The sequence below is a fragment of the Streptomyces sp. NPDC040589 genome, from assembly GCF_055594445.1.
This window is the reverse complement of record NZ_JBVIWP010000005.1, coordinates 663,623-679,430: the sequence shown is the minus strand read 5'-3', so window position 1 is coordinate 679,430 and position 15,808 is coordinate 663,623. Positions and strand designations below refer to the sequence as shown.

Genomic DNA, 15,808 nt, shown 5'->3' with positions numbered 1-15,808 from the left:
TGGTGGGCCCGCACGATGGTGGAGTCCACCGAGACGGCCCAGTTCAGGTCGTCTTCGGCGTCGGCCTGGGCCATCAGCGTCGTGAACACCCGCTCTCAGGTGCCGTCGATGGCCCACATCCGCAGCCGGTTGTAGACGCCTCGCCAATTGCCGTACTTCTCCGGCAGGTGGACCCACTGCGTTCCGGTCTGGAACTTGAAGGCGATGGCGTCGATCACCTCGCGGTGATCCCTCCACCGGCCACCCCGTTTCGGCGTCCGGTCCGGGAGTAACGGCTCGATCCGTGCCCACTGCGCGTCAGTCAACGGCACACCCGGACCAACGACCGGCTGATCCAAACGAAACCGCCTAGGAGACGGCAGCCCGGGCCGAGCATGTGGCGGGTGCTGTGTCCGCCGGCGGTGGTGAGTGTGGTGGTGCGGTGGCCCGGTTTCTGGGTCGGGTTCGGTGTAGGTCAGGGTGATCTGGACGCGGACCGCCTCGCCGCCCTCCGCCACCACGCGGTCGCGGTCGTCGTAGACGAAGGTGGTGGTGGCGCCGGAGGGTTTGGTGACGGTGGTGAGGTTGCCGTCCTGGTAGCCGTAGTTCATCAGGGGCAGGTCCACGCCGGTCTCGCCCGCGCCGGCCAGGGACAGGGCGGTGACCAGGCCGTCGGCGACGGACAGCTTCACCTGGTGGCCCGCCGAGTGGACCAGGGCCAGCGGCAGGCCGTCCTCGGCGCGGTCGATGGTGATGGTGTGGCCGTTGCGTTCGGTGATGCCCGAGAGCCAAGCCTCGCCGTCGCCCCCCGGTTCGCTGCCGAACGGGGCGGTGAAATGGAAGGTCAGGCGGCTGTCGCGGTCGGTGACCGTGTAGTCGCCGTTGGCGTCACGGGCCAGCAGGGTGCGGGCCCGGCCCGGTGCCGGAGTGGTGGGCGCGCCCGGGGCCGGGTGCGGGTACTGGATCAGGAGCCCGTCGGCGGTGACGTGGATGACTCCGATGGCGTCGATCCGCAGACGTTCGTCGACGGTGGACGTCCAGGCGGGCCCCAGAAAGCGGCCGACCGCGCAACCCGACTCGGTGCGGCGGGTGAAGACGAGCGGCAGGATGCCGGGCAGTTCGATGTCGGTCTGGGGCAGGTACATCCGGCCCGTGGTAGAGCTGAGGTCGCGGGTCGGTGGCACGCGGCTAGCGCAACGCAGGGAAGTACACCGTGCTCTGGGAGCCATCTGGGAGCCAACCCGCTCCCCGAGCCTCTCCCAGCCCACCCGAGACCCCCGCACCCCAACGCCTTGACCAGGCAAAACAGCAAACAAGCCGGTGAAGATCTGGCCCGACCCTCATTCGGGACGAAGAGGTCGTGGGTTCAAATCCCGCCACCCCGACAGTGAAGTACCAGGTCAAGGGCCTGATCCAGTGAGTGGATCAGGCCCTTTGTCATGGCCTCAGGGTCAGCACGACGACGTCGGAACCGCTGTGGCGGAACCCTGGCCGTCGTTGCCGGGGACGGGCCGGGTGAAGCGGTAGCACGGCTCGGAAACCCTCGGCGTCCAGGCTCGGCCCGGGCGGTGAGTGTAGGTGAAGACGAAACACCGGGTCACCTCGACGGGCCCGCCACCGGGGAGCAAGAGCCTGTTGTCGTACCGGGCGGATCTCGCGGCCGTGGCGGTGAACTCGCGGCGGGACGCGTCGTAGGTGTCGCGGAGGCGGCGGGCTTGCGTCCGCAGATGTTGAACTGACTGCCGGCGTCGCGGCATAGGGAACTCCCCCTCCCCCGTGGCGACTCCGGTCCCCCCCGGTCGCTGACTGAAAGCGCTTGAGCGGGTTGTCATGTCCCGTCAAACGCAACAGTCGCCATAGACACAGGCCACCAGCGCGCAACAAGGGGATACAGCAGCCTCACCCGCTGATTGACGTGAAACGTCTGCACGTCGCCACTCGCGAACACCGAGTCACCTGAGCTTTCCCTTGAACCCCTGCTGAGGGCCGGCCGAAAACCTCCCACGGAAGAGAGGACTCCGATTCTGGCCTCACAGGCGGATGATGACCAGCGCCGTGTCGTCCGTGTTGCCTGAGGGTGGGAGGAGGTCTGCCAGCAGGGCGTCGGCCAGGGCCTCGGGATCGGCTCGGCCGTGGCGGACGAGGGAGTCGGCGAGGCGGGCCAGGCCGGTGTCGATGTCCTCGTCACGGCGCTCGATCAGGCCGTCGGAGTAGAGGACCAGGGTGGCGCCCTCGGCGAAGGCCGTACGGGCCTCCGGCCGCGGCACGTGTTCGGGGCGCGCGCCGAGAGGCGGGTCGGTCGCCTGGTCGAGGAAGGTCACCGTGCCGTCGGGGTGGAGCAGGGCGGGCGGTGGGTGGCCCGCGCTGCTGTACGTGAGGGTGTGGTTCTCCCAGTCGATGTAGGTCTTCACCACCGTGGTCGACTCCGCACCGTCGACATGGCGGGCGTACAGGCCGAGGGCCTCCAGCGCCCGGGCCGGGCCGTCGGCGACACGGGCGGCGGCGCTCAGCGCGCTGCGCAGCTGCCCCATGACACCGGCCGCTTCCAGGCCGTGGCCGACGACGTCGCCGACAGCGACCGCGATGCGGTCGCCGGGCAGGTCGACCAGGTCGTACCAGTCGCCGCACACGTTCAGGGTGCCGACGGCGGGCCGGTAGCGGACGGCTGCCCGATGGTGCCCGACCGGCTCCGGTGCGGGCAGCATCGCCGCCTGCAGGGCCAGGGCGACCTCGCGTTCGCGCGCGTGGGCCCGACGCAGGCGTTCGTTGACTTCCTGCAGTTCACGGGAGCGGGTGTAGAGCTCGGCCTCCAGCACGCGGGCCCGGGTGCTCTCGCCGCCCGTGCCGCCGCGGGCACGGGCGCGGGCGTGGATGAGTTCGGTGACCTCCTCCACCCGGTGCGCGATCAGCGTCACCTGCCCGTCCGGGCCCAGCACGGGTGCGTTGACCGGGCTCCAGAAGTGTTCCACCCAGTGGCCGGGCCGCTCGGGGTCCTCGATGTCGTAGCGCAGCAGCGCCATGGTGTCGCGCTCGCCGGTGGCCACCACGCGGAGCATCGACGCCCGGGTCTCCCGCATGCCGGCCGCGGCCGGGTCGTTGGGGTTCTCGGGGAACACGTCGAAGATGTAGCGGCCCAGCAGTTGCTCGCGCGTGCGCCCGGCCAGCCGGAGGAAGTCCTCGTTGGCGTCGGCGTACACCAGCTCGGGGGTGAGCAGAGCCACCATGCCGGGCAGGGCGTGGAAGACCGCCGCGTAGTCGATCTGCGGTTCCGTCATGTGTTGCCCGCCTCGGCGCCGACCGTCACTGTGCGGATCCACGATAGGAGGGAACGCGCCGCGCCGCCGGACCACCGCTCCCCCGTCAGGCCCCGGCCCCCGTCCGCCTTCCGGGCTCACCGGCCCTTTGTCCAAGAGGGGCCGGCGGGCCGCTGACCTCCTGAAAGAACCGGGGGAAAGAACTACCCGCCCACCCACCCTCCCCGGCCAGGAAGCCCGCGTCACCCGTCCGAGTGACCGGCTTGCAGAGGCGGGTAACGGGCCGTTTCGTTCGCCGCCACAACCTCACACAGACGACGGCCCCCGGCCGGGACGGCAATCCCGATCGAGGGCCTGACCGATCAGGAAGCACCAACCTTCCCTATGGCTGAGTCGCAGTCTTGCCGACAGGCCCTAGGTGAGCGCCCCGGCCAGGGTCCCCGCCAGGGTGAGAACCAGGAAGACCGCGCCCCACGTCATGGCCTGGTGTATGCGGCGGTACTTGAGCGAGGTCGTGCGGGACAGGGACTCCAGTGGGGTCGCGACGGTGGAACCCGGCCGGGGCTTGGCCGCCAGGCCGAGCAGGACGAGGGACGGGGCGCAGGCCGCGCAGCCGGACCAGACGAGGAGCTGGGGGATTGCCGCGTACTGTCCGGGCGCGATGACGCCCGTGCTGATCGCGCCGAGGAGGGCCGTCAGCGCCGCGCCCAGGGTCGCCAGGATCAGTCCGGCTCTGCTGTCGGCCTTCGCCAGTTCCTCACGGGCCACGGTCAAGCGCGCGCGGTCGCGTTCCGCGATGCGGTCGCCTTCGAGTGTGGTCATGTGTCCCCCTCGCTGAACAGCGGGTTTCACGGGTACCCGCAAGTGGGCGCTCTAGTACGCCACTTCAGGTGTTCCACGTTTCGTCGTAGGGGTCGTGCGGGGTGGGGACCGGCTTGGCGCGGGTGACCTCGAGGTACGGGATCGGGCCGTCGTTGACCGGGTCCTTGGTGCGGCGCGGGGTGTAGCGGCCGGTGATCTCCAGCCAGGTGTCCGGGCTCAGGACCGGGGGGATGTCGCCGGTCAGGGCGATCTTGACCGGCTGGGCGTCCGCCGCGCAGCAGTTGAGGCCCATGCGGACCAGGTAGGGGGTTCCGGCGCGGTCCAGGGTGACGAAGCCGGTGATCTTCAGCTCGCGGTCGTGGAGGGAGCGGCCTTCGTCGTAGACCGCTCGGCCCGCGTAGTCGGCGACGCCCAGGCGGAGGGGGCCGTCGGCGGGGAGGTCCGCGAAGCCGAAGGGTTTCTGGAGGGCCGTGCCGGTGTGGGACGCGCTGTAGGAGCCCAGGGCCGGCGGGGCGACCAGGATCAGGGCCAGGACGGGGAGCGTGAGGAGCCAGGTGACGCGGGGTTCGTGGTGGTGCTGGTGATCGTGGGCGTGCCCGCTGCCTCGGCGGTCGTACCAGAGTGTTGCCGCCGCCGTCGCGATCAGTACCGCGCCCGCCAGCAGGACCAGGGGGCGCAGGCCGGCCTTGACGTAGCGCAGGTAGAGGTCGGTCATGCCGGCGTGCAGGAGCGTGGCGCCCAGGAGGAAGAGGAGGGCGCTCTGGGCGAGGCGGTTCACAGCAGGACCGTTCCGGTCAGGGCCGATACGGCGACGGCCAGGGCGAAGGTCGCGGGGGCGAAGCGCAGGGCGAAGGCGCGGCCGAAGGTGCCCGCCTGCATCGCGAAGAGCTTCAGGTCGATCATGGGTCCGACGACGAGGAATGTCAGACGGGCCGTCAGGGAGAACTGCGTGAGGGACGCCGCCACGAACGCGTCCGCCTCCGAGCAGATGGAGAGGAGGACGGCCAGGACCGCGAGGGCCAGGACCGACACCACGGGGTGTCCGGCCGCCAGGCGCAGCCACTCCGCCGGGACCACCGCCTTCAGCGTCGCGGCGGCCATCGCGCCGATCACCAGGAAGCCGCCCGCGTGCGTCACGTCGTGGCGTACCGAGCCCCAGAAGGCCGCGCCTTTGCTCTGCCCTTCGTACGACGCCCTGGCCGGGGGCCGCAGCCAGTCCGTGCGGCCGAGACGGTGCCAGAGCCAGCCCATTGCGCAGGCCACCAGCAGGCTCGCGACGAGTCGGGCCAGGACCATCTCGGGGTTGCCGGGGAAGGCCACGGCCGTCGCCGTCAGCACGATCGGGTTGATGGCGGGCGCGGAGAGGAGGAACGCCAGCGCCGCCGCGGGGGTGACGCCTCTGCGCACCAGTGCTCCGGCGACCGGCACCGAGGCGCACTCGCAGCCCGGCAGCACCGCGCCCGCCGCGCTCGCGACCGGGACCGCGAGGACCGGGCGTTTCGGCAGGGCCCGGGCGAAGAACGACGGCGGCACGAACACCGCGATCGCCGCCGACAGCAGCACGCCGAGGACCAGGAACGGCAGCGCCTGGACCATGACCGCCACGAACACGGTCATCCAGCTCTGCATCACGGGTGCGGCCAGGGCCCCGCGGATCGGGCCCTGGAACATCACCGCCGTGACCAGCAGAAGGGTCAGCAGGAGGGCGGAATCGAGGTGTCTGCCCTGGTCCCGGCCTTCCCGGCTTTCCCGGCCTTCGCGGCCCCGGTCCGTCTCGATGTCCCCGTGCTCGCCGCTCTCCCTCGGGACGGTCTTCGTGGTGGCCACGGGCCCGGTACCTCCGGTGGTGCGCATGGGCATGCATTGCCTCCCCTTCGGTACGGACGGACGGGCCCGGGCGTTCACCCGCCTCGGTTCCCTTCTGGAACCAGCCGTCCCGGTGAGGCAGTCTTCTCCCTTGTGGGGAGCGTTCCGAATCAAGGTCAGCCAGGTGAACCGGCCACGCACATGGTCGTATGCGGTGACGACGGGCTCGCCCATCGGCTGGCCGCCGAACTCCGGGGTGTCTACGGCGAACAGGTCACGCTCGTCGTGCCGCCGTCGGGGCGCCGGGTGCGGCAGCCGGTGGTCGGACGGGCCCGGGCCGCCTCCGCGGCGCTGTTCGACCGGGTCAGCGCGGCCGTCAACCGGACGGGCACGGGCGGCGCCGCCGAACCGGCCGCGAACGAACAGGTCGTGGAGGCCGCCGAGATCACCGAGGCGGTGCTCACCGAGGTGGGCGCCGACCGGGCGGCGGCTCTGGCACTCGTGTACGACGACGACGAGACCAACATCCGCGCCGCCCTCACCGCCCGCCGGATCAACCCGGGCCTGAGACTCGTACTGCGGCTCTACAACCGGCGGCTGGGGCAGCACATCGAGGAACTGCTCGACCAGACCGCGGTCGTGGCCTCCGGGGCGGGACCGGGCACGGACGTGGACACCTCGACGACCGTGCTGTCCGACGCCGACACGGCCGCGCCCGCGCTGGCCGCCACCGCCCTCGTCGGCACCAGCAAGGTCGTCCAGACGGAAGGGCTCGTCCTGCGGGCCGTGGAGCGGCAGCCGCCGCGGCCGGGTGAGGTGGCCGACCCGGGGCTGTGCACCCTGGCGCTGCTGTCCGCGACGAGCAACGACCCGGCCGGTGCGGACGGTTCAGAGACCAGCGGGGAGCACGGGCCTCAACTGCTGCCGGACGAGATGGCGGTGGCGTCCGCGACCGGACGGGGGACCGTCGTCCTGGAGCAGGTGTCGTACTCCGGGCCGTCCCTGTCCTCCGGGCGGGGCGGTGGTGTGCCGCCGTTCGCCTCGCTGTTCTCGCGGCGGCTGCGGTGGTCGCTGGCGGGGCTGGTCGGGTGCGTGCTCGCGCTCGCCGTCGCGTTCATGTTCGTGACGGGCGAGCATCCGTTGTACGCCACGTACGTCACGCTCCTCGACCTCTTCGGCATCAACGATCCCGCGTACCACGCGTCGACCGGGCGGCAGGTCCTGCAACTGCTGTCCGGGCTGGTCGGGTTGCTGCTGCTGCCGGTGCTGCTGGCCGCGGTGCTGGAGGCCCTGGGCACGTTCCGCAGCGCGTCCACCCTGCGCAAGCCGCCGCGGGGGCTCGGCGGGCACGTGGTGCTGCTCGGGCTCGGCAAGATCGGGACGCGGGTGCTGACGCGGCTGCGTGAGCTGCACATTCCCGTGGTGTGCGTCGAGTCCGACCCGGAGGCCAGGGGGATGGCCACGGCGCGGCGGCTGCGGGTGCCGGTGGTGCTCGGGGATGTCACGCAGGAGGGGGTGCTGGAGGCGGCCAAGATCCACCGGGCGCACGCCCTGCTGGCGCTGACCAGTGCGGACACGACGAATCTGGAGGCCTCGCTGTACGCGCGGTCCGTGCGGCCCGATCTGCGGGTCGTGCTGCGGCTGTACGACGACGACTTCGCGACCGCCGTGTACCGGACGCTGCGGGCCGCGCATCCCTTCGCCCTCACCCGGAGCCGGAGTGTGTCCCATCTGGCCGCGCCCGCCTTCGCCGGGGCGATGATGGGGCGGCAGATCCTGGGGGCGATTCCGGTGGAGCGGCGGGTGCTGCTGTTCGCGGAGGTGGAGGTGGCCGGGCATCCGCAGCTGGAGGGCAGGACGGTGGCGGAGGCGTTCCGGGCGGGGGCCTGGCGGGTGCTGGCACTCAATACGGCGCCTCCTGGGGGGCGGCGGGGCGAAGGGGAGAGTGCGGAGGAAGAGGGTGCGCCGGCTTCGGGGCTGGTGTGGGATCTGCCTCCTTCGTATGTGCTGGGGGCTGGGGATCGGGTGGTGCTGGCGGCGACTCGGCGGGGGTTGGCGGAGTTGTTGGGGCGGAGGAGGCGGGAGCGGGCGGGGGCGTGACGCCGAGCTGTGTTCAAGGTGCTCGGCGATGGGGCTGAGGCCGGGGCGTGGCGCGACCCGGCGCAGCGGGGTGCCTCCCCCACCGCCCAGGGGGACCCCCACCGCACACCCGTGCCGCCCTGGGGGCACCTCCCAGGCCCTTGAGGCACTGGGGGAGGCACTCATGCCCGCGGGTGGCAGCGCGGGTTGCGCAGCACCCCAGGGGCGCGGGGAACCGCGCGATCAGCCACGATGCGGCCGCAGCCGCCACACCACCCGCGCTCCCGAGCTACTGGGCGCTCCCCCGCCCCTTAAGGTGCCTCTCCGCGAACTCCAGTTCCAACCGCACCTGCTTGATCCGCTCGTCCACCACCAGCGACCCGTGCCCGGCGTCGTAGCGGTACACCTCGTGAATCGCGCTCCGCTTCTCCAGGCGTTTGACGTAGTTCTCGATCTGGCGGATCGGGCAGCGGGGGTCGTTGACGCCGGCCGAGATGTAGACCGGGGCCTTGACCTGGTCGACGTAGGTCAGAGGAGAGGACGCCTCGAAGCGGTCGGGGACCTCCTCGGGCGTGCCGCCGAGCAGCGTGCGGTCCATCGCCTTCAGCGCTTCCATCTCGTCGTGGTACGCCGTGACGTAGTCGGCGACGGGGACCGCCGCGATGCCCAGCGTCCACGCGTCGGGCTGGACGCCGAGGCCGAGGAGGGTGAGGTAGCCGCCCCAGGAGCCGCCGGTGAGGACGATGCGGTCGGGGTCGGCGAGGCCGGAGCTGACGGCCCATTCCCGGACCGCGGCGATGTCCTCCAGTTCGATGAGGCCCACGCGGTGCTTCAGGGCGTCGGTCCAGGCACGGCCGTAGCCCGTCGAGCCGCGGTAGTTGACCCGGACCACCGCGTAGCCGTGGTCGACCCAGGCCGCCGGGCCCGCCGCGAAGGAGTCGTTGTCGTGCCAGGTCGGGCCGCCGTGGATGTCGAAGACCGTGGGGAGCGGGCCGGTGGTGCCCTTCGGCTTCTGGACCAGCGCGTGGATGCGGCCCCCGGGGCCCTCCACCCACACGTCCTCCACCGGCACCGAGCCGGGGGACTTCATGCCGGGCGGGTCGAGCACGACACCGCCCGTCGTGGAGCGGAGCGCCGACGGTTCGGCGGCCGAGGACCACAGGTACTCCACGCTGCCGTCGGGCCGGGCCGTGGCGCCGGAGACCGTGCCGGGCGGGGTCGGGATCTCCGTCAGGGCGCGGCTCGCCAGGTCGTAGCGGAACAGCTCGCTGCGGGCCTCGAAGCCGTGCACGATGAGCAGGCCCGTGCCGTCCGGGTACCACTCGGCGCTGACGTCGCCGGGAAGCTCCAGCGCCAGGTCCGTCTCCTCGCCCGTGGCCACGTCCCACACCAGGGGCTCCCAGCGGCCGCGTCGCTGGTGGCCGATGAGGAGGCGGGTGTCGCCGTCGACGGGGGCGAAGCCGAGGACCTCCAGGCCGAGCTCGCGTGTACCGCCCTCGGTGTCGTCGAGGTCGGCGACCGGGGTGCCGTCGGGGCGCAGGACGCGCAGGGCCGAGTGCATCGCGTCGCCGTGCTCGGTGTGCTCGACGGCGATGAGCGAGCCGTCGTGGGCCAGGTCGCCGACGCCGGCGGACTCGCGGTGACGGTAGATCTCCACCGGCTCCTCGCCGGTGCGGACGAGGTGGATCGTCGTACCGTCCTCGTCCGTCGAGCGGCCCACGACCGCCGTGCGCCCGTCGCGGCCGAGGGCGAGGCCCGCCGGGTAGGAGGCCTCAAGACCCGCGGCGGCCGGTTCGTCCGCGCCGCCCGTGAACGGCTGGCGGCGCCACACGCCGAACTCGTCGCCGTCCTTGTCGTCGAACCACCAGATCCACGCGCCGTCCGGCGACAGCACACCGTCCGTCGTGCCGTTCGGCCGGTCCGTCACCTGGCGCTGGGCGCCCGTGGAGCGGTCCCACGCGTACAGCTCGTACGTCCCTGTCGCGTTCGACACGAACAGGGAGCGGTCCGGCGCGTCCTCCGCCCAGTCGGGCAGGGACACCCGGGGGGCGCGAAAGCGCTTCTCCCAGTCCGGCATCCGCTCCTGCTGTCCCGCCTGTACCACTTGCTCGTGCCGGTCCCGCTGGTCCCGCGCATCGGACGCGTTGCTCTCAGTCATGACCCCATACTGCCCGCCTCGACCGACATCGCGCTGCCGAGGCCCCCAGCCTGTGGATAACCTCCACCGGTCCCCCTTCCCGGCAGGTCAGGGAATGCCCCGGGAGCACCCGGCCGAGCGGTATCGAACGGCGCCCACCCCGCAGTCCGGACCCTTCGGGCAGCCCCGTACCTTTGGGGTGTGTACCGGTTTCTGCTGACGCCCCGATGGTGGGGGATCAACGTCTTCGTGCTGTTGTCCATCCCCTTCTGCATCTTCATGGGGTCCTGGCAGCTGGGCCGGTTCGAGGACCGCGTGCAGGACCACCGCACCGCGACCGAGCAGGTCTCCGAGGCCCGGCACGAGGCGCCGCGGCCGCTCGCCGAGATGCTGCCGGTGACCAAGGCGACGTCCGGCAAGCAGGTCACCGCGACCGGCCGCTACGGCAAGCAGCTGCTGGTACCGGGCCGGGAGCTCGACGACAAGCAGGGGTACTACGTCCTGACGCTGCTGCGCACCGACTCGGGCGAGGCGCTGCCGGTCGTCCGCGGCTGGCTGCCCGGCGCACCGGACGCGGCCGAGGCCCCCGCCCCGCCCACCGGTGAGGTCACGGTCACGGGGGCGCTCCAGGCGTCCGAGACCCCGGGCGACAACGGCGTCAGCGCGCAGGGCGGCCTGCCGTCCGGGCAGACCGCGGCGATCAGCGCGGCGTCCCTGGTGAACCTGGTGCCGTACGACGTGTACGACGCGTGGGTCACGCTCGCCAAGGGCGACTCGGGCATGAAGGCGGTGCCCGCGAGCGCCCCGCCGGACTCGGGGCTGGACCTGAAGGCGTTCCAGAACCTCGGCTACACCGCCGAGTGGTTCGCCTTCGTCGGGTTCGTGATCTTCATGTGGTTCCGGTTGCTGCGGCGCGAGGTGGAGTTCGCGCGGGACGCGGAGCTGGGCCTGGTCCAGGAGGAGGAAGAGCAGCGGGCGCCGGCCGTCTGACCGCGCCCCGATGCTCTACGCGCCCGCCAGCACTCCCGTCCAGTACACGGTCCCCGCGCACGCGTTGGACACCGTGACCGAGCCGGCGCCCGAGCCGGTACCCGGCGTGTACGTCACCGCCACGCTGCCGTCGGTCGTACCGTCCTCCGTGGCCAGCTGCGGGGCCGTGCCCGTGTCGCCGCCGGTGGAGGTGCCGCCCGTCTCCGTCGTGTCGCCCGACGGGGTGGGTTCGGGGCTGGGGTCGCCGGGGCCGCCGACGCTGCCGCCGGGGGTGGGGCAGGTCTCCGTGGGGACCCAGGCGAACTTCACGTCGTAGGCGGCTCTGGGCGCGAGCACCAGCTGGGCGGCCTCCAGGGACGGGTCGGGCAGGCCCGCCGCCGCGTCCCCGGCCGCGTGCCGGGCGGTGCTGACCTTGCTGATGTCGGCCGTGCCCTGCGGCAGCGCGCTCACCGAGCCGGTGCCGGTGACCGTGCAGCTCGCCGCGGAGACGTTGGTGACGCGGAAGGAGCCGTAGACCGCGCCCGTGGAGTCGGGGGCGGCGCTGCTGCCGGCGGCGGGGCCGAGCTGGGCCGCGGTGCACGCCGCGATGCCGGCGGCGGTCGTGGAGGAGGGGTCGGCGCCCTGGGTCGCGCCGGTGGCGGCGCCGGTGCCCTTGCCCTTGTCCTGCTCCTTCTTCTCGCCCTTTTCCTTGCTCTCGGTCTTGCCGGCGGAACTGCCCGTACTGCTCTCCCCGCCGTCCGGTCCCTTGCCCTCGCTCGCGCCGCCCTGGGTCTCGGAGGCATGGCCGATGGCGGACGGATTGGCGTCGGAGCCGGTGGAGTTGGAGACGTGCACGAGCGCGGGGACGGCCGTGCCGATGAAGAGGCAGGCGGCGGCCACGCCGACGACGGCCTGCCGCTTGCGGGTCCGCCGCTGGGGCACCGCCTTGCGGAGATACTCCAGCGTGCCGTCGCGCGGTTCCACCTCCTGCACCACCTGGTGCAGCATCGAGCGCAGGTCCAGCTCGTCCGAGTCGAACCCCTCGGGGCTCTGGTCGTCGGGGCCGTGATTCACAGTTGCGTTCCCAGCGTGCGATTGCTTCGGATCTTGCCCGTGCGGCCCGGCCGGCTCGTGCCGGTCGGGCCCGTCACGGCCCGCGCTGTCCGAGGCGCTCATGCCGGCGCCTCCATGGCCAGCCGGAGCGCCGCGATGCCGCGCGAGCCGTACGCCTTGACCGAGCCCAGGGATATGCCGAGGGTCTCGGCGACCTGCGCCTCGGTCATGTCCGCGAAGTAGCGCAGCACCAGCACCTCGCGCTGGCGGCGCTGCAGACCCTTCATCGCCTTGATGAGGGAGTCGCGCTCCAGCTGGTCGTAGGCGCCTTCCTCGGCACTGGCCATGTCGGGCATGGGCTTCGACAGCAGCTTCAGGCCGAGTATGCGGCGGCGCAGCGCGGAACGCGAGAGGTTGACGACCGTCTGCCGCAGGTAGGCCAGGGTCTTCTCGGGTTCGCGGACCCGCTTGCGGGCCGAGTGGACCCTGATGAAGGCCTCCTGGACGACGTCCTCGCAGGAGGCGGTGTCGTCGAGGAGGAGGGCGGCGAGACCCAGCAGCGAGCGGTAGTGCGCGCGGTAGGTCTCGGTGAGGTGGTCGACGGTGGTGCCGGCCGCCGCTTCGTCCTCGGCACCGTCGCGCTGGTTCGGTATGCGGGCCGGCCGCGCTGCGGGCACGGGCGCGATCACCGGCATGCCACCGGGCGTACCGGCCATGCGGGGTCGGAAAGCCGCCGGACGGGGCGGTCGAAGGACCGCGCCGCGTGCCGCGCTGAAGTCGAGTACCTCTGCCACGCCTGTTGGACACGCTGACCCCGGTGAGGGTTGTACGTGCCGGGCGTCACTTTCACGCCGACCGTCGCCGTCGACGGTCTACCCGCGTCAGGCAGCACAACAGATGGTGCGTCAAATGCCCTCATGCGTCCCGCTCTTCCCCTATGTCCAATTGTGAACGGACGTCCCCACGCCCGGATCCAGGCGTCCCCACGCCTGATGAAGCGCTTGCACGGCCGAAGGGCGACCGCAAAGACGCTCCCCGCCCTCCGCACGGTTGCGGAGGACGGGGAGATAAATCCTCTGATGCCGAAGCGCCGCGGACAAGTGGTCCGGACCATCGATCAGCTCACATGTCGCACACAGATCCTACAAACCGCCCACCTCGGCGGTCGGAGGTTCTCGCGGCCGCGAGGGTCAGGACAGCTCGGCCGCCACCACCTCGGCGATCTGCGCGGTGTTGAGCGCGGAGCCCTTGCGCAGGTTGTCCCCGCACACGAAGAGTTCGAGCGCCGTGGGGTCGTCCAGCGCCCGCCGCACCCGTCCGACCCAGGTCGGGTCGGTGCCGACGACGTCGGCGGGGGTCGGGAACTCCCCCGCGGCCGGGTTGTCGAACAACACGACACCGGGCGCCGTGGCGAGGATCTCGCGGGCCTTGTCGACGGTGACCTCGCCCTCGAAGCGGGCGTGCACGGTCAGCGAGTGCGTGGTGATCACCGGCACCCGGACACAGGTGACGGCCACGGGCAGATCGGGCAGGCCGAGGATCTTGCGGGACTCGTCCCGCACCTTCAGCTCCTCGGAGGACCAGCCGTCCTCGCGTGCCGAACCGGCCCAGGGCACGACGTTCAGCGCGACCGGCTCAGGGAACGGCCCGGTGTTGTCCCCCACGGCCCGCCGTACGTCACCGGGGCTGGTGCCCAGCTCCGAGCCGGCGACCAGGGAGAGCTGCTGGCGCAGGGTGGCCACGCCCGCGCGCCCGGCGCCGCTGACCGCCTGGTACGAGGAGGCGACGAGCTCCCGCAGCCCGAACTCGGCGTGCAGCGCGCCCAGGGCCACGATCATGGAGAGCGTCGTGCAGCTGGGGTTGGCGATGATCCCGCGCGGCCGCATCCGCACGGCGTGCGGGTTGACCTCGGGCACGACGAGCGGCACGTCCGGGTCCATCCGGAACGTGCCGGAGTTGTCGACGACCACCGCGCCCTTGGCGACGGCAAGCGGCGCCCACCGCTCGGCGACCTCGTCGGGGACGTCGAACATGGCGACGTCGACCCCGTCGAAGGCCTCCTCGGTGAGCGCCATGACCTCGGTCTCCTCGCCGCGCACGGCCAGCTTGCGGCCGGCCGAGCGGGGGGAGGCGATCAGCCGGATCTCGCCCCAGACGTCGGCCCGCTGGGACAGGATCTGGCGCATGACCGTGCCGACGGCACCGGTCGCGCCCACCACGGCAAGCGTCGGACGCCCGGACCTGCCGGTCCGGGCGTCCTGTCGGAGGTGGGCCATCAGCGGCCGGTGCCTCCGTAGACGACTGCCTCGTCGCTGTCGGAGTCGAGCCCGAAGGCGGAGTGCACGGCACGGACGGCCTCGGGCACGTCGTCGGCGCGCGTGACGACCGAGATGCGGATCTCGGAGGTCGAGATCAGCTCGATGTTCACGCCCGCGTCGGCCAGCGCCTTGAAGAAGTCGGCCGTGACACCCGGGTTGGTCTTCATGCCGGCGCCGACCAGGGAGATCTTGCCGATCTGGTCGTCGTAGCGCAGGGAGTCGAAGCCGATGCCGGCCTTGTTCTTCTCCAGCGCGTCGATGGCCTTGCGGCCGTCGGTCTTCGGCAGCGTGAAGGAGATGTCCGTCAGGCCCGTGGAGGCCGCGGACACGTTCTGCACGACCATGTCGATGTTGATCTCGGCGTCGGCGATCGTACGGAAGATCGAAGCCGCCTCGCCCGGCTTGTCCGGCACACCGACGACCGTGACCTTGGCCTCGGAGGTGTCGTGCGCGACACCGGAGATGAGAGCCTGCTCCACCTGCTTTTCCCCTTGCTGCTGCGTCTTCTGGACGATCGGCTCGCTGCTGACCCAGGTGCCCTGGAGTCCGCTGAAGCTGGACCGGACGTGGATCGGGATGTTGTACCGGCGGGCGTACTCCACGCAGCGGTGGAGCAGCACCTTCGACCCGGACGCCGCCAGTTCGAGCATGTCCTCGAAGGAGATCCAGTCGATCTTCCGGGCCTTCGTCACCACACGCGGGTCGGCGGTGAACACGCCGTCGACGTCCGTGTAGATCTCGCAGACGTCGGCGTCGAGGGCGGCGGCGAGAGCCACCGCCGTGGTGTCGGAGCCGCCGCGGCCGAGGGTGGTGATGTCCTTGGTGTCCTGGCTGACGCCCTGGAAACCCGCCACGATCGCGATGTTGCCCTCGTCCACCGAGGTCTTGATCCGGCCCGGCGTGACATCGATGATGCGCGCTTTGTTGTGGACCCTGTCGGTGATGACACCTGCCTGGCTGCCGGTGAACGACTGGGCCTCGTGGCCCAGCTTTTTGATCGCCATGGCCAGCAACGCCATGGAGATCCGCTCTCCGGCGGTCAGCAGCATGTCGAGCTCGCGCCCGGCAGGCATCGGGGATACCTGCTCGGCGAGATCGATCAGCTCGTCCGTCGTGTCGCCCATCGCGGAAACCACGGCAACCACCTGGTTGCCGTTCTGCTTCGCTTCCACGATTCGCTTGGCGACGCGCTTGATGCCCTCGGCATCGGCTACGGAGGAGCCTCCGTACTTCTGCACGACAAGGCCCACGTGCGCTCCTCGCTCAATCCGTCTCTATCCGCTCATACGCATTCGTACCGCGGTCGGCTCAGTCTATCGAGCGTCCGAAAATCCCTTCCGCGATATCGCATGGTGAGATTTCCGGGGTACTCGCTCAGAGCTGCTCATGCC

The 15,808-nt window shown here is 71.6% G+C and carries 12 protein-coding genes; 2 read left to right on the top strand and 10 right to left on the bottom strand.

Annotation, left to right across the window (positions count from 1 at the left end; all coding sequences use genetic code 11):
• Window positions 1–95 precede the first annotated feature (95 nt).
• From ACZ58V_RS25910 to ACZ58V_RS25890, 5 genes are all read right to left on the bottom strand, one after another.
• Window positions 96–1,124: a transposase gene (locus tag ACZ58V_RS25910; protein WP_471292666.1), complete on the bottom strand. Its 1,029-nt coding sequence runs from the start codon at window positions 1,122–1,124 to the stop codon at window positions 96–98.
• 885 nt (window positions 1,125–2,009) lie between these two features.
• Window positions 2,010–3,254, bottom strand: a complete 1,245-nt coding sequence (locus tag ACZ58V_RS25905) for a PP2C family protein-serine/threonine phosphatase (protein WP_468192707.1) — start codon at window positions 3,252–3,254, stop codon at window positions 2,010–2,012.
• Between the two features lie 393 nt (window positions 3,255–3,647).
• Entirely contained in the window at window positions 3,648–4,055 is a 408-nt protein-coding gene (locus tag ACZ58V_RS25900) for a Pycsar system effector family protein (RefSeq protein WP_471292663.1), read from the bottom strand.
• 64 nt (window positions 4,056–4,119) lie between these two features.
• Window positions 4,120–4,833, bottom strand: coding sequence for a TIGR03943 family putative permease subunit (locus tag ACZ58V_RS25895; protein WP_468192709.1), 714 nt, complete (start codon window positions 4,831–4,833; stop codon window positions 4,120–4,122).
• Window positions 4,830–5,882 (bottom strand): permease, encoded by a 1,053-nt coding sequence (locus ACZ58V_RS25890; protein ID WP_471292660.1) that lies wholly within the window; start codon window positions 5,880–5,882, stop codon window positions 4,830–4,832. The genes ACZ58V_RS25895 and ACZ58V_RS25890 overlap by 4 nt, the downstream gene beginning before the upstream one ends.
• A 180-nt stretch (window positions 5,883–6,062) precedes the next feature.
• Here ACZ58V_RS25890 and ACZ58V_RS25885 point away from each other — a divergent pair, with 180 nt between their 5' ends.
• Window positions 6,063–7,961 (top strand): potassium channel family protein, encoded by a 1,899-nt coding sequence (locus ACZ58V_RS25885; protein ID WP_471292658.1) that lies wholly within the window; start codon window positions 6,063–6,065, stop codon window positions 7,959–7,961.
• A 268-nt stretch (window positions 7,962–8,229) separates the two neighbouring features.
• On the opposite strand, the gene ACZ58V_RS25880 is transcribed toward ACZ58V_RS25885, so the two are convergent.
• Window positions 8,230–10,098, bottom strand: coding sequence for a S9 family peptidase (locus ACZ58V_RS25880; RefSeq protein ID WP_471292655.1), 1,869 nt, complete (start codon window positions 10,096–10,098; stop codon window positions 8,230–8,232).
• 180 nt (window positions 10,099–10,278) lie between these two features.
• On the opposite strand from ACZ58V_RS25880, the gene ACZ58V_RS25875 reads away from it, so the two are divergent.
• Window positions 10,279–11,067 (top strand): SURF1 family protein, encoded by a 789-nt coding sequence (locus ACZ58V_RS25875; protein WP_471292652.1) that lies wholly within the window; start codon window positions 10,279–10,281, stop codon window positions 11,065–11,067.
• A gap of 15 nt (window positions 11,068–11,082) precedes the next feature.
• Here ACZ58V_RS25875 and ACZ58V_RS25870 read toward each other — a convergent pair whose 3' ends face one another.
• From ACZ58V_RS25870 to ACZ58V_RS25855, 4 genes are all read right to left on the bottom strand, one after another.
• Window positions 11,083–12,120, bottom strand: coding sequence for a hypothetical protein (locus ACZ58V_RS25870; protein WP_471292649.1), 1,038 nt, complete (start codon window positions 12,118–12,120; stop codon window positions 11,083–11,085).
• A 98-nt stretch (window positions 12,121–12,218) separates the two neighbouring features.
• On the bottom strand, window positions 12,219–12,794 hold the full coding sequence (locus ACZ58V_RS25865) for a SigE family RNA polymerase sigma factor (protein ID WP_468193022.1): 576 nt from the start codon (window positions 12,792–12,794) through the stop codon (window positions 12,219–12,221).
• 495 nt (window positions 12,795–13,289) lie between these two features.
• Entirely contained in the window at window positions 13,290–14,375 is a 1,086-nt protein-coding gene (locus tag ACZ58V_RS25860) for an aspartate-semialdehyde dehydrogenase (RefSeq protein ID WP_468192717.1), read from the bottom strand.
• Complete coding sequence (locus ACZ58V_RS25855; RefSeq protein ID WP_184594473.1) at window positions 14,375–15,667, bottom strand: aspartate kinase; 1,293 nt, start codon at window positions 15,665–15,667, stop codon at window positions 14,375–14,377. The genes ACZ58V_RS25860 and ACZ58V_RS25855 overlap by 1 nt, the downstream gene beginning before the upstream one ends.
• Window positions 15,668–15,808 lie beyond the last annotated feature (141 nt).

Coding starts and splice junctions, on each gene's coding strand:
- ACZ58V_RS25910 (WP_471292666.1), bottom strand. CDS start 1,124: ATGTACCTGCCCCAGACCGACATCGAACTGCCCGGCATCCTGCCGCTC.
- ACZ58V_RS25905 (WP_468192707.1), bottom strand. CDS start 3,254: ATGACGGAACCGCAGATCGACTACGCGGCGGTCTTCCACGCCCTGCCC.
- ACZ58V_RS25900 (WP_471292663.1), bottom strand. CDS start 4,055: ATGACCACACTCGAAGGCGACCGCATCGCGGAACGCGACCGCGCGCGC.
- ACZ58V_RS25885 (WP_471292658.1), top strand. CDS start 6,063: ATGGTCGTATGCGGTGACGACGGGCTCGCCCATCGGCTGGCCGCCGAA.
- ACZ58V_RS25880 (WP_471292655.1), bottom strand. CDS start 10,098: ATGACTGAGAGCAACGCGTCCGATGCGCGGGACCAGCGGGACCGGCAC.
- ACZ58V_RS25865 (WP_468193022.1), bottom strand. CDS start 12,794: ATGCCGGTGATCGCGCCCGTGCCCGCAGCGCGGCCGGCCCGCATACCG.
- ACZ58V_RS25860 (WP_468192717.1), bottom strand. CDS start 14,375: ATGGCCCACCTCCGACAGGACGCCCGGACCGGCAGGTCCGGGCGTCCG.